The 14,185-nt window shown below is 71.2% G+C and carries 6 protein-coding genes; 2 read left to right on the forward strand and 4 right to left on the reverse strand.

Features of this window, described 5'->3' with window-relative positions; translation table 11 throughout:
* Positions 1-3: 3 nt before the first annotated feature.
* Both LXT21_RS26960 and LXT21_RS26965 read right to left on the reverse strand, forming a co-directional pair.
* Entirely contained in the window at positions 4-1,419 is a 1,416-nt protein-coding gene (locus tag LXT21_RS26960; protein WP_254041064.1) for a patatin-like phospholipase family protein, read from the reverse strand.
* Between the two features lie 93 nt (positions 1,420-1,512).
* The gene (locus LXT21_RS26965) at positions 1,513-2,451 is read right to left on the reverse strand and encodes an AAA family ATPase (protein WP_254041065.1); all 939 of its coding nucleotides are present in this window, start codon (positions 2,449-2,451) and stop codon (positions 1,513-1,515) included.
* A 212-nt stretch (positions 2,452-2,663) separates the two neighbouring features.
* On the opposite strand from LXT21_RS26965, the gene LXT21_RS26970 reads away from it, so the two are divergent.
* Positions 2,664-2,870 carry a hypothetical protein gene (locus LXT21_RS26970; protein WP_254041066.1) on the forward strand — a complete coding sequence of 69 codons (207 nt, stop codon included), beginning with the start codon at positions 2,664-2,666 and terminating at the stop codon, positions 2,868-2,870.
* 165 nt (positions 2,871-3,035) lie between these two features.
* On the opposite strand, the gene LXT21_RS26975 is transcribed toward LXT21_RS26970, so the two are convergent.
* Together LXT21_RS26975 and LXT21_RS26980 are read right to left on the reverse strand one after the other, a co-directional pair.
* Complete coding sequence (locus LXT21_RS26975; RefSeq protein WP_254041067.1) at positions 3,036-7,541, reverse strand: response regulator; 4,506 nt, start codon at positions 7,539-7,541, stop codon at positions 3,036-3,038.
* 99 nt (positions 7,542-7,640) lie between these two features.
* Positions 7,641-11,555: a glycosyltransferase family 4 protein gene (locus tag LXT21_RS26980; RefSeq protein WP_254041068.1), complete on the reverse strand. Its 3,915-nt coding sequence runs from the start codon at positions 11,553-11,555 to the stop codon at positions 7,641-7,643.
* A gap of 133 nt (positions 11,556-11,688) precedes the next feature.
* On the opposite strand from LXT21_RS26980, the gene LXT21_RS26985 reads away from it, so the two are divergent.
* Positions 11,689-14,163, forward strand: a complete 2,475-nt coding sequence (locus LXT21_RS26985) for a DUF4912 domain-containing protein (RefSeq protein ID WP_254041069.1) — start codon at positions 11,689-11,691, stop codon at positions 14,161-14,163.
* Positions 14,164-14,185 lie beyond the last annotated feature (22 nt).

Consider the following 14,185-nt stretch of genomic DNA (forward strand, 5'->3'; position numbering starts at 1 on the left):
AATTCAGAGCACGGCGGGCAAGGGAGTCAGCATGCGTCGAAGCCACGGCAGGTCGTCCGCCATGGCCTTGCGACCGAAGTGGAGGGCCTTGGAGGCGAGCTCCACGGAGGGCACGACGTCGAGCGGTGAGAGCGTGCGAGGGAAGCGCTGGATGTGATGCGCGTAGGGAAGGTTGGGCGCGACGGTCATCGCGGCGAGCCGCTGCAGGGGCAGCCAGAAGGGCGTGGCGAGCCTGGGCGCGAAGCCGTCCAGCGCGAGGATGAAGGTGTTGCGCGTGCCGATGCGGCCCTTGGCCACGGCCTTCCAGGCGGCCTTGGCGGGGAGGTTGTCGACGAGGCCTCCGTCGATGAAGCGCGCGACGCCGTGGTGCGCCATCAGCCCGTCGAGCAGCGAGTGCATGCGCGGGTCCTCGCGCAGCACGTCGTAGTGGATGACGCCGGGCAGGGCGGAGGAGAAGCCCGCGGCGTCGAGCGCGTCGAACTCGCTGGTCGCGTCATCGGCGCCCAGGTGCAGGCGCATCGTGATTTCGGGGCGCGTGAAGAGCTCCGCCATGGTGCCCATGGCGGCCTGGATGCGGCGCGCGACACCCACGGGGTCGAGCAGCCCCAGGGGGCTGGTGCCGAGCAGGCGCTCGTAATACTCGAGCGGCCTGGGCAGCATGCCCCGGCGGATGCCGCCCACGGCGATGAGCGTGGGGACGGGGAGGTCCCTCAGCCTGAGTCCGCTGCCCTCGGGGCCCGCGCCGAAGAAGCGGCCCAGGCCCGCGCGCAGGAACAGCCGCAGCGCCGCGGGCAGGCCATAGCGGCTCTCCGTGGAGATGAAGCGGAAGAGCTTCCGGAAGGACAGGCCCCGGACGATGTTGATCATCTCCGTGGGGTCGAAGCGCGCCATGCGCGAGCGCATCAACGCGAGCACCGCGCCCATGGACGCGCCCGCCAGCAGACGGGGCTCCAGCGCGTGCTCGGCCAGCACGCTCATCACGCCCAGGTACACGAAGGCGGTGCCGCCTCCGCCGCCCGTCACCAACACCAGCTCCTTGTGCCGCAGCTCCCGGTCCAACGCCTCGGGCGGCACGCGTCCACGCAGTCGCGCGAGCACACCGTCACGCGCGCGGGCGGCGTGCTCGCGCAGGTCCCTCACGTGGGGCACGAGCCTGTCCCGCGTGGGCGGCCTCGCGCCGTTCAGCACGGGGCCGAGCCGCCGCTCCACCTCGTCGCGGAAGGGCGTGAGCTGCGCGCCCACGCCCACGTCGAGCCCGCCGTGCTGGACCTTGTAGAGCCTGGCGAGCGACAGCGCGGTGCGCAGCACGGCCTCCTCGCGCGCGTCGAGCAGGCCGGGGCTGTCCACGCACGCGCGCACGAGCGTCAGCTCCTGCTCTTCGAGCGGGCGGTTGATCTGGAAGCGTTCCTTCAGGAGCACGAGCGGCCAGGGCCTCGAGGAGAGCGAGCCACCTGAGCATACACCGGTGGACGGACGCCCCGGCTCACGCGGAGCCGGGTGTCCCGAAGCACCTCACGCCTGGGCAATCTGCGGCAGGTTGGCGCGCGCCTTCTCGATGTCGCCTTCGTACTTGAGGACGAGGTTGAGCGTGGAGGCCACCACGTCCGAGGTGAGCTGGTCCGCGTTGAGCAGCACCAGGCTCTGCGCCCAGTCGAGCGTCTCGCTGATGGACGGCGCCTTCTTCAAGTCGAGCGCGCGGATGGCGGCGACGGCCTCCACCACCTGCTCGGCGAGCACCTGCGGCACGTGCGGCAGCCGGGAGCGGACGATGCGCAGCTCGCGCTCGCGGTCCGGGAAGTCGATGTGCAGGTGCAGGCAGCGGCGCTTGAGCGCGTCCGACAGCTCGCGCGCGGCGTTGGACGTGAGCAGCACGCGCGGGATGTGTTTCGCGCGGAACGTGCCCAGCTCCGGAATGGTGACGGCGTTGTCGGAGAGGACCTCCAGCAGGAAGGCCTCGAACTCCGGATCCGCCTTGTCGATTTCGTCCACCAGCAGCAGGGCGGGGCGCTCGGAGAGCTGCGCGCGCAGGATGGGCCGGGGCAACAGGAAGCGCTCGGAGAAGAACACCGCGTCGCCGGACGCCAGCCTGTCGGCGGCCTCCGCCAGGGACTGGGTGCCCTCCACCATCTCCCCAATCTTGTCCTTGAGCAGCTGGGTGTAGAGCAGCTGCTTGGCGTACTCCCACTCGTAGAGGGCCTTGGCCTCGTCCAGCCCCTCGTAGCACTGGAGCCGGATGAGCTCGCGGCCCAGCGCGGCGGCCATGGCGCGCGCCAGCTCCGTCTTGCCCACGCCGGCGGGGCCCTCCACCAGGATGGGCTTGTCCATCCGGTCCGCCAGGAAGGCCGCGGTGGCGATCTCCGGTGAGGGCAGGTATCCCACCTGCTCGAGCTGCTTCTCCGCGTCCGCCACGCTGTCGAAGCCGCGGGTCTTGGCCGTCTCTGGGGTGCTCACGCGGCGGAACTTAACCGAGGGCCTTTCAGGCGACTGCGGCAAAAATGCCAGGATCCTCGCCCCCGCGTCGCGGCTCTCTTGCCCCGCTGCTCCCCAACCCTGCGGAAAAAGGGAGGGAAATTATTTGCGCACCATGGGCACGCACCGTGCATCTCACTGGCTCAACTCACGAAGGGAAAGCAGCGAGGTCCGTGGTCATGGTGTGGGCGTGGATGAGGATGGTGATGGCGGTGGCGGTGCTCCTGTTGCCGGGAGGCTTCCCGCTGCTGCTGGCGTACATCACGCTGCGGACGCTCATGAGCCGCTGGCGTGAGGCGCAGGTGCAGGCGCACAGCGTGGGCCGTGAGGCCTCCCTCCGTGACGTCCTCGCCACACTTCACTTCAAGGAGCTGGTGCGCGACGCGCGCGCCGCCCTCTGAGTTTTTCACCCAGGTAGGGCACGGATGTCGCGACTCCGCGCGAGTCGCTCCCGAGGCCCTCCCGGGTCGGCGAACAGCCGGCTCACCGGCGGGCGCCGGGATTCCAGACAGCCAGGGTGACGGGATGCCGGCGGGGCCGCCCCGGGTGAGGCGGCCCCAGGCCCGCTACTTGTCCAGCTCGTCCACCAGGGCCGTCCAGTCGTCATCCTCCTTGGCGGCCTGGGTGGGCAGCTGGATGACCATGGTGCGGTCGGTGGGCTCCGACTCGTCGCCACCCAGCGGGGCAGGGGCGGGAGCGGGAGCGGCGGCCTTCTTCGCGGCGGCGGCGGGCTTCGCGGCGGGCTTGGCGGGCTTGGCGGGAGCGGCGGCCGCGGGGATGACCTGGTTGACCTGAGGGCGGGTGGCCAGGTCGTCGTCCTCGACGGGGGGCGGGGCCTTGGCGGCCTTGGCGGCGACGGGGGCGGGCGTGGCGGCGGGGGCCTTGCTCTTGTAGCGAGCCAGCTCCAGCTCGGCGACCTTGAGCGCCTTGCTCTTCTCCTGGACGGACTGCTGCAGGCGGGTGACCTCCTGCGTCTTGATGGCCTCGCGCCGCTCGAGCTCCGCCTTCTGCTTGGTGTTGAGCTCGTCGATTTCGCGCAGCTGCCGAGCCTCCAGGTCCTTGCGCTCCTTCTGGGCGGTGGCGAGGCGGGCGGCGGCCTCGTTGGCCTTGCCCTCGGCGGCGGCGACCTTGGCGGCCAGGTCCTTCTCCGCGCGGGCCTTGGCGCCCTGCGCGTTCTCCACCGCCAGCTCCAGGTCCTGCACCTTCTTGGTGCGGGTGGCGAGTTGCCCCTGCAGGTCCTTGGCCTTGGCGTCCGCGTCGGCCGCCTTCGCCTGGGCCTCCTGGGTGAGCTGGGCGATGCGCTGCTCGGCCTTGGCCAGCTTCGCCGCCAGCTCGTCGGACGCGCGCTTCGCGTCGGCGCGCTCCTGCTGCTGGGCCTGCGCCGCTTGCGCCTGGGCCGCCTGTGCCTGCTGGAGCTGTCCGGCGAGGCCGTCGCGCTCCTGGGTCAGCTTCTGGTGGCTCGTGCCCGCCGCGCGCAGCTGCTCCTCGCGCTCGCCGAGCGCCTTCTTGGCGAGCTCCAGCTGGTTGTTCAGCCCGGCCATCTGCTGGCCGAGGCCGTCCGCGTGGCGCTTGGCGTCGGTGGCCTGGGTCTGGAGCTTGGTCTCCAGGGCTTTCAGCTGCTCGGTGCGGGTGGCGACCTCGCGGTTGAGCACCTCGGCCTGACGCATCTTCTCCTGCGTCACCTGGGTGAGCTTGCGCAGCGTGTCCGAGAGCTCCTTGCCCTTGTTGGCCAGGTCGTTCTGGAGCAGCTCCTCGCGGCGCTGGGACTCCTCGGTGAGGGTGTCCAGGCGCTCCTTCAGGTTCGCGCGGGTGTCCTCCACCTGCGCGAGCTGCGCGGTGAGCTGGGTGACGTCCGCCACGCGGGCGCCCAGCTCGTGCTTGGTGATGGTGAGCTGCTCGCCCAGCTCCTCCGCCTGGTTGCGCGCCTCGTTGAGCTCGCCCTCCAGCGCGGACTGGGTGCTGGCCGCTTGTTGACGGCTGGTGGTGTGCGCCTGCTGCTCGCGCGACAGCGCGTCGCGGGTGGCGGCGAGCTGGCCCTGGACCTGCTCCAGCGTCTGGCTGGTGGCCTCCAGCTCCGCGCGCAGCCCGTCACGCTCCCCGGTGAGCGCCTCGATGGTGGCGCTCGTCTCGGCGGCGAGCTTCTCGTGTGCGGCGCGCTCGGCCTCGTAGTTGCCCAGCGTCTCCGACAGCTCTCCGCGCAGCTGTCCGATCTGTCCGGTGAGCAGCTGCTCCAGCGAGTCCTTGGCCTCGCTCAGGGCGTGGAGCTCGGCGATGCGCTGATCCCGCTCGCCCGTGGTCCGGGACAGCGAGGCCTGCGTCTCCTGGAGCACCGTGCGCGTCTCGTCCAGCTCCAGCTTGAGCTGATCGCGCTGCGCGGTGGTGGTGCCCAGCTCGTCGCGCGTCTCCTCCAGCGTGTTCTGCGTCTGCGTGAGGGTCTGGCTGGTGGCCTCCAGCTCGCCGCGCGTCTCGGCCAGGCTGCCCTCGGTCTGCGAGAGCGTGCCTTGCGTCTGCGCGAGCTGCTGCTCGGTGCGGGCGAGGGTGTCCTGGGTCTGCGCCAGCGTCTGGCTGGTGGCGTCCAGCTCGCCGCGCGTCTCGGAGAGCGACTGCTCCGTGGTGGCGAGCGTCCCTTGGGTCTGCGCGAGCTGCTGCTCGGTCTGCGTGAGCTGCTGCTCGGTCTGCGCGAGCGTGCCTTGCGTCTGCGCCAGCGTCTGGCTGGTGGCGTCCAGCTCGCCGCGCGTCTCGGAGAGCGACTGCTCGGTGGTGGCGAGCGTGTTCTGCGTGTCCGCCAGCTGCTGCTCGGTCTGCGCGAGCGTGCCTTGCGTCTGCGTCAGCGTCTGGCTGGTGGCGTCCAGCTCGCCGCGCGTCTCGGAGAGCGACTGCTCCGTGGTGGCGAGCGTGTTCTGAGTCTCGGACAGCGACTGGCTGGTGGCCTCGAGCTCGCCGCGCGTCTCGGAGAGCGACTGCTCCGTGGCGGCGAGGGTGCCCTGCGTGTCCGCGAGCTGCTGCTCGGTCTGCGCGAGCGTGCCTTGCGTCTGCGCCAGCGTCTGGCTGGTGGCCTCCAGGTCGCCGGTCAGCTCGGAGATGCGCTGATCCCGCGTGGCGACATCGCCCTGGAGCCCCTCGATGGTCGACTCGCGCTGGGCGACGGTATCCTCGAGGGACGCGACGCGGGCCTGGAGCTGCTCGCCCTGGTTCTGCGCTTCCTCGAGCTGCGAGGTGAGGGCCTGGATCTGCCCGGTGAGGTCGGCCTCCTGCTCGGCCTTGGCTGCGCGGACCTCCTCGAGCTGGCGGGTGAGGTCCTCCTCCAGCGCGTCCTTGGCGACGCGCAGCGCCTCCAGGCGTCCGGTGAGGTCCTCTTCCAGCTCGTTCTTCGCGTCGGTGAGCGCCTGCAGTTCACCGGTGAGCTCGGCCTCGCGGTCGGCCAGGTGTGCCTTGACGGCCTCGACCTCGCCCTCCAGCTCGCCGATGCGCTCCAACTGCTGCTGGATGTTGGAGTTGAGGTCCGCCTCGGTGCGCTCGTTGCGGGCGATGGTCTCCGACAGCTCGCGGTCCAGCGCCGAAATCTTGGCGTCTCGGTCCTCGATGCGCTGGCTGAGCTCCGCCTCCTGGGCGTCCTTGTCGAGTCGGAGTTGATCCCGCTCGCCGGTGGTGCGCGCGAGGTCCGTCTCGAGGTCCGCCACCTGCTGGCTGAGCCGCGCGTCGAGCGCGTCGCGCTCCGCGTTCAGCCGGGTGATCTCCGCGTCGGCGCGGGCGCCGTGCTCCTCGGCGGAGGCGGCGCGCGTCTCCAGGCCGCGCACGGTGGAGTCGCGCTCCTGCTCGGTCTGCTGCAGCCGCTCCTGGAGGGCCTGAAGCTCGCCGTCCAGCTCCGCGTAGCGCTGATCCCGCTCGCTGACGGTGCGGCCCAGCTCCGCCTCGAAGTCGTCACCGCGCTTGCCCAGCCGGGCCTCTTCGGCCTCGTGCGCGCGCACGCTGTCCTGGAGCTTCTGCTCCTTGACCTCGAACTCCAACGTGACGACGTTGAGGTGCTTGTCGAGCTTCTCGTACTCGCCGCGCAGGTGCTCCAGCTCGGAGCCCCGCCGCGCGAGATCATCGTCGCGGTTGTGGACCTCCTTGCGCAGCAGGTTGATGTCCTTCTCCTTGGAGGCGACGACCTCGATGAGGTCCTTCTCCGAGGAGAACTTCTGCAGCAGCAGGTCGTCGACGGTGGCGCCGTGCTCGCGCTCCTTCTGGAGCATCGCCTGCTGGGCCTCGTTGAAGCGCCGCAGCAGGTCGTCCACCTGCATCTTGAGGCCCTGCAGCTCCACGTCCTTCTCGTGGAGGCGGTCCTCGCCGGAGAGCAGCTCGCGCTCGCGCACGCTCCAGATTTCGGAGAGGCGGGCCAGCTGGGCCTCGCGCGTCTTGAGCTCGTCGCGGAGGATTTGAATCTTGCCCTCCGGCGTGCCCATCAGCTCGCGGCGCGGGGGAGGGCGCTTGAGCTGACGCGACTCGGCGAGCAGCTCCGCCTTGCGGTCGGCGATGGACTGGAAGGCGCGGTCCAGGAAGGCGCGGTCCTCCTCCGTCATCGCGCTGCGGCGCTCGCGCTTGGGGAGCTTGGGCGGGCCGCCGGCGCTGGTGCGGATGCCCGGCATGGGGGGCGGTGCCTCGCGCGGTGCGTTACCGGCGAGCGCGGCGTCGAGCGATGCATCCGACTCGTCCTGGCCCGGCGGCATGATGCCCGTGCTCATCGAGGCCAGCTCACCCATCTCGAAGGGGATGACGAGGTAGCCGTCCGCGGCGCCCGGGGTCTGCCGGTGCTGCGTGAGGCCCTCGACGCCCGTGTCGGAGGAGAGGAGCAGGACCTTGAGGTTCTGGCCCCACTTGCCCTTCTTGATCTGCCCGCACAGCGTGAAACCGGATTGATCCGGAAGCTCGGCCCGAAGGACGACGAGATCCGGTCGGCGCTTCTCCAGCTCGCGCTGCGCATCCGTCGCGGTCGCCGCCATGGCGGTCTGGTAACCCGCGCTCTTGAGCACGGTCGCCATGCTGAGGGCGAAGTCGTTCTGGCTTTCAACGATGAGGACGCGGCGCTCCATGAAGCCCTTTCACCCGTAAAAAGTGCAGTGAAAACCGCGACATCCTACTGGGCGGGAGCGACGCTTGGAAACTTTCCGGAGGGTGCTCGGTTGGCTGCTTCACGAGCCCTTGCCGCGAACGGCGCCTGGTGCACGGGGGCCCGAGGGCGTTCGGGATGGATCCGCGTCGTCATCCCGACCCGGGAAGGTGGTGGGGGGCGTGTGGCGCGCGAACTGAGTGCCTTCCGGTGGACAGTAGCCGTGGGCGAGCTGGGCGAACCAGGGGTTCAGCGTCGAGGCGAGCGGCTCGGGTGGAGGGCCCTCGTCTTCGTCGGGGATGGGGTCCGCGTCGGCTTCCTGGAGGTCGTCCTCGTCATCGACGAGCTGGGCGGCGCTGCTGGCGGAGACCTCGGCGTCCTCGACCTCGTCGCTGCTGATTTCGTCGGGTTCGTCGTCCAGACGTGGGCGCGAGTGGGACGGAGTGGGGCCCGCCTCCTCGCCATCCTCGATGGCGTGGGCCTCGTCCTCGGAGATCTCCTCCGGTTCGTCCTCGGAATCGGGGGGCCTGACGGCGGGCAGGCCGGGTCGGGACGCGGAGGTGTCGACAGGTTCCAGTCGGGGAGGACCGTCGATGGACAGCAGTCGCGGCGGACGCTGCCGGGGAACGGGTGGCGGGGCGCTGGTGGAGCGAGGGGGGAGGGCGGGGGGCCGCTCCGCGTCGCTGGACGTGCTGAGGACGGGGGGCCCTCGCTCGGTGTCGGGAGGCGGGAGGTCGCCCAGCAGGGACGACTTTCCGAGGGACGGAGTGCCGGCTCCCGGGGTGAGGACGGGCGGGGGGCGATCCGGGTCGAGCGCGCTGCCTCGTGATCCGGTGCGAGAGAGGTCGGGGGGCGGGCTGGGACGGACGAGGGGCGGGAGCCGATCCGTCTCGCCTGTGCCGCGAGGACGTTCTGGTTCGACGATGCCGGAGGGGCGCGGCGTGTTGCGTTCGGGGTCGGTGGTGTGGCCGCGGGAGGTCAGCTCCGGCAGGGCGCTTCGGACCGAAGGCCGCTCCGAGTCGGGGTTCGGGACGCGCACGGAGGCCCGTTCGGACTCGGGGACCGCCGGGATGCGCGCGGAGGGGCGCTCGGGTTCGGGAGCAGGTGTGCCTCGCGTCGAGGGACGCTCCGGATCAGGGACGACCGGTGCACCGCGGACGGACGGGCGCTCGGAATCCACGCTCGCGCGTCCGGAGGGGCGCTCCGGTTCGGGGGCTGGCGCGCCTCGGACGGACGGGCGTTCGGAGTCTGCGCTCGTGCGTCCGTTGGGGCGCTCCGGTTCGGGGGCTGGCGCGCCTCGGACGGACGGGCGCTCGGAGTCTGCGCTCGTGCGTCCGTTGGGGCGCTCCGGCTCAGGCGCCGGCGTGCCTCGGAAAGAAGGGCGTTCGGAGTCTGCGCTCGTACGTCCGGAGGGGCGCTCCGGTTCAGGAGCCGGCGTGCCTCGGACGGAGGGCCGCTCCGAGTCCGCACCCGTGCGTCCGTTGGGGCGCTCCGCGTCGGGGACTGGCGTGCCGCGAACGGACGGTGTCTCGGAGTCAGCTGACGCACCGGCACGTCCGGCGGGCCGCTCCGGATCCGGCACGGGGGCACCACGAACCGAGGGCCGATCAGAGTCCGCTCTCGTTGATCCGCGCTCCCCGTCCGATGCTCCCTTCGCATGTTGCGTGAGCGGCGCCATCCGACGCGACGGAGTCTCGACCCGTGCGGACGTGCTCCGACTCGCGAGCACCGAGCGCGCGGGGACGATCGGCGTCGGTGCCGGTGCGTCGTCCTCCGCTCGCGATGCGAGAGGGCTGCGCACGATGGGCGTGGGCGAAGGCGACTCGTCCCTTGGCAGCGGCGCGGGCGCCTTGACGATGGGCGTGGGCGAGGGCGGCTCGTCGAATGGCAGCGGCGCGGGTGCCTTGATGATGGGCGTGGGCGAGGGCGGCTCGTCGAATGGCAGCGGCGCCGGCGCCCGCACCACCGGCGTCGGTGAGGGCGGCTCCTCTCGCGTCGAATAGCGACCGTTGGAGTACACGCCCTCGTCCCGTGCCGAGCCGCCCCGGTCATCCCTCAGCGAGGCCGGCATGCGGATGATGGGCGTGGGTGAAGGAGGTTCCTCCATGGGCAGCGGAGCAGGAGCGCGGACCACGGGCGTCGGAGACGGGGGCTCCTCGGACCGCTCATCCCGCGCCTCCCCCTCGTCCAGGCCCTGGCGCATCCGCTCGCGCGACTCGTCCGGGAACCTCGCCGATTGCGACTCCACCGGCGTTGGAGCCGGCGGCTCATCCCCTAGTCGGGGCGTCCCATGCGGCGGGACCTTCGAGAGCCGCTCCTCCGCGGTGTCCTCCTCGCGGCCCGCGTCTCGGGAGGACGCTGAGGACGCGTCCTGCTCCGGCTCCTCGGGCTCCGTCGTGCGACGGGACGTGACGGGGGTCGGATCCGGAGGGATGCCCTGCGCGGTCACCGGCGTGGGCTCGGAAGTCGTCGGGCCCGAGGCCGACGATGAGGCGCCTGGATTCGACGCCTGCGCCGCGCGCTCACGCAGCGGCAGGCCCATGACGACGGGAGGCTCGATGGGCCGCGCGTCTGGCTCCGTCTTGATGAGCCGCGTATCGAACCCGTCCTCGAGCACCATCCCCATCACGACGGGGGGCTCCTCGGCGGCCGCCTCGGACGGGGGCTCGGCGGGCTGTTCCTCGACGGGGGCGCGCTTCTCCGGCTGCGGAATCTTGATGCGCCCGCTGTCGGGCGGCAGCAGCGACGCGAGCCGACTGGTCGGCGTGCCCGTCACCATCGTCGCCGCGGGCAGATCATCCTCGCTCCTGCCCGACACGGGGACGGAGCGCTTGTCCAACAGCGAGTCGTAGATATCCAGCAGCTGGCCCCGGATGACACCCGCGTCGAGCGCCGACTCGGCGTGCTCCCGCGCCCGCTGCCCCAGCTCGACCCGCCGCGGAACGTCGCGCGCCAGCTCGATGATCCGGTCGGCCATCGCCCGGCTGTCGCCGACGGGGAAGAACACCGCCGCGTCCGCCGGAATGAGCTCGCGGCACACGGGCAGGTCGGCGGCGATGATGGGCCGGCCCGCGGCGCAGTACTCGGACACCTTCGCCAGCGGCCCACCCTGCAGCCGGTTGCGCTCCACGTCGTCGAGCGCCAGCACGCCCACGTCCGCCAGCGCCAGCACCTTCGCCACGTCGTCGTGGTGCACCGGCGGCTGGAACTCCACCTGGTCCTTCAGGCCGAGCTCCTTCACCAGCTCGTCCAGGTGGGGCTGCCAGTCCGGGTGCTGAGCGCCCACGAGCGTCAGCCGCACCTCCACCTGCTTCGCCGCCAGCGCCACCGCGCGAAGCAGCGTGGGCAGACCCTGCCAGCCCACGTGACTGCCCAGGTACATCAGCCGCAGCGGCTCCCCATCCGGAGCGCCCAGCACGTCGGGCGAGAACGGCCCCAGGTCCACGGGGGCGCGCACCACACGGATGAGGTCCTCGCTCGCCCCGAGGGACTGGATGTACGAACGCGTCGTCTCGGAGCCGGTGATGATCCGGTCCGCGTTCATCAGGCAGAACAGCTCCTGCCTGCGGACCTTCGACAGGAAGCGCCGGTCGCCCTCCGTCTGCGGGTGCGTGTAGCGCAGCTCCTGGGACGGGAAGGTCTGCGCCTCATAGATGAGGCGGTAGCCGTAGTCCCCCTTGAGCTCGCACAACGCGTAGCCCCCAAAGGGGTCCGTGAAGTGGGCGAGCGCGTAGTCCTCGCTCTCGAGCTGGCGCCGGACGGCCCGCTCGAAGGCCTGGATTCGCGAGGCAAGGTCCCCCGAGCCTACCGGCACGCGCAGCAGCCGAGCACCCTGGTACTTCTCGATATGGGAGTGGTCAGGCGTCTTCGCCGATAGCACCACCACAGAGAAGCGGTCGGGCAATGCCTTGAGGTACTCGGTCAAACGGCGTGACGAGCCGGATGGGCCGGGGATGACGTCGAAGCTGCACAGGAGCAGTCTGGGCAGGTCGCTCAAAGCGGGGGCAGAATACCCAGCCGCATCCTGTGTGTCATCGGGTGATGAGAAGGTGAGGGGGTCGGGCGACGAACACAAGCAATGCTGGCACGTTGACCCTCCAGTGCCAGCGACCTAAAGGCGAACGGTGCCTATGGACGACCTCAAGAGCGTCACCGTCGGCTCCCTGAGAGAGCTGGCTCGGAAGCACCTGGGGAGCGGATACAGCAAGCTCAAGAAGGAAGAGTTGATTGCCGCCCTGGCCGCCTTCGTGCCCGCGCTGGCGAAGCTCGCCCGGCTGGCGGGCCTCAGGATTCCCGCGAAGAAGGCCGCCGCGAGGAAGGCCCCGGCTGAAAAAACTCCGGTCCCGGCGAAAATCGCGGCCAGACCCACTCTGCCGGTGAAGGCCGCTCCGGCCAAGACCTCCGCGCCGGCCTCCAAGGCCGACAAGCCACGGGCCACCCCGAAGGCGGCGCCCCCGGCGAAGAAGGCCCCCGGCTCGAAGGCCCCGGCCGAGTCCACCAAGGCCAAGGCCCCGGTGTCTCGCGGTGGCGCTTCAAAGGAACCGCCGGCCCCGAAGCGGGCGCCTCGGGCATCCCCAGTCACGGTGGCGAAGGCGACCGCCGAATCGAAACCGAAGCCCGGTCGTTCCCGGGCGGAGGCGCCCCCGGAGCAGGGGAGGGTGTCCGCGCCCAAGCGCGTGGCCGCGAAGCGCGCCTCCGAGAAGCCCGGCAGTGCTCCCTCGGCCCGGCCCGCGCACGTGGTGAACTTCCCGCCCAAGCCCCGCTCGCCTCGTGAACCCGCGAAGGCGGACGCCGAGGGCTCCTCACCCATCCCGCCGGAGCCGATGGACTCCTCTGCGCCCTCCCAGTCGACGCCGCCCGTGTCTCCTCCCGTGGAGCAGCACCGCGCGGAGCCGGTGATCGAAGGCTTCTTCGTCGCCCGCGTCGCCGGCGAGAGCGAAGCCCGACGTCACCACCTCCAGGAGAAGGTCGAGCACCGGCCCGTGTCCGCGCAGCGAGGCGAGGGGCACACCGTCGCGCAGGATGCGCTGCCCTCCGAATACCAGGACGACACGGTGTTGTTGCTCGCGAGAGATCCGAACACGCTCTTCGCGCTCTGGGACTTCAGCGCCGCGACGCGGACCCGCGCGATGCGCGACCTCGATTCCCCTCGTGCGGTGCTGCGCGTCTTCGACGGAGACGCGCTCGTGCGCGAGCTCGACTGCGTGCTGGAGACGCGCGGGTACTACATCCACGGGCTCCCCGCTGGACGCCTGTACCGCATCGAGGCGCACTTCATCGGACGCGATGGTCGTTCGCATCGAATCGGTGGCTCCAGCAATCGTGTTGCACTTCCTCCGACGGGCGTGTCGACCGACACGACCGTGCGGTTCATGCGCCGCCCGCTCCCCGTGGAGCCCGAGGCGCCTCCGGTTCCCAAGCGCCAGGTGCCGCCGGTGGAGGAGCGCGAGTACGTCACGTGGCATCGCGTGGAGCTGCCAGGAAGCGCGGGGCTGAAGGACATCCCCGTCGTCCACCGCGAGCGCTTCGATGTCGAGGGCGTGCTCCCGGGCGAATCCTCGGGGCCACACCTCGCCGGCATCGGACGCGCGCCGGGCGCCTCGGACCAGCGGTACGTCGCCTCGCAGCACTACCTCGAAGCCCAGGCTCGCATGGCGGGGGCGTCAGACATGCGCCACGCGCAGCAGACGCCGCCCGCGCCGCGCACGCTCGCGTATCTCGAGGTAGGGCCGCCGAGGGCCCCAGGGGCTTCGGACCAGCGATATCAAGCGCCCGCGGTGGGCAAGCTCGAGGGACCCCGTCTCCCCGTCGAAGGTCCGCGCCCCACGTATGCGTATCTGGAGGTCGGCCGGGCTCCAGGCGCCTCGGACATGCGCTACATCGACATCCCAGGTGCCACCACCGGGGCTCAGGTGTCCGACCGGCGGTATTTCGAAGCACCCCCACGTGCGCCGGGCGCCTCGGACATGCGGTACTTCGATGCCTCCGCGCAGGTCCCAGGGGCGTCCGGTTGGCGCTACCTCGAGTCACCGCCGAGAGCCTCGGGTGCATCGGATGGGGCCTACAGTGATGCCGCGGGCTGGCAGTACCTCGTGTCACCTCCGCGAGCGGTGACCAGCTCGGACTTCATGCCCCTCGCGGCGCCCCTGTTTGTCCCGGCCCCGCGCCGGGGCGACGAGCTCGTCACGTCCCGCCACATCGATGTCTCGGCGCGAGCCCTGGATGCCTCGGACCTCCACGACGGGGACACGTCCTCCCACGACGGTTCGGAGTCTCGCCAGGGCTCTGTGACGCAAGTCGCATCCTCACCCACGAACATCGAGCCTCCACGAGGCACCGCCGAGCACTCCCGCGACGCGCCGCCCACCTCGCCGGAGTCCGGCTCCTTCGAGGCTCGCCCGCCAGAGACACGCGAGCCAGCACCGCCGCGTCATGATGAGCCCGCGTCGGTCATCCCCGTGTCGGGCTTCTTCGACGCGCCACCCAAATCGGACGCCAGGGATCGCGTCGCCTCCGAGCGCGTCCTGGAGGTCAGGAGTCCTCCACCCGCTGTCTCGAACGAGCCCTCGCATCGGAAGCCGCCTTCGGGCGGCGGCCGCTCGTGAACCTCCACGGATCTCCCGACCG

Origin of the sequence: Myxococcus guangdongensis, from assembly GCF_024198255.1 — a bacterium.
GTDB classification, from domain to species: domain Bacteria; phylum Myxococcota; class Myxococcia; order Myxococcales; family Myxococcaceae; genus Myxococcus; species Myxococcus guangdongensis.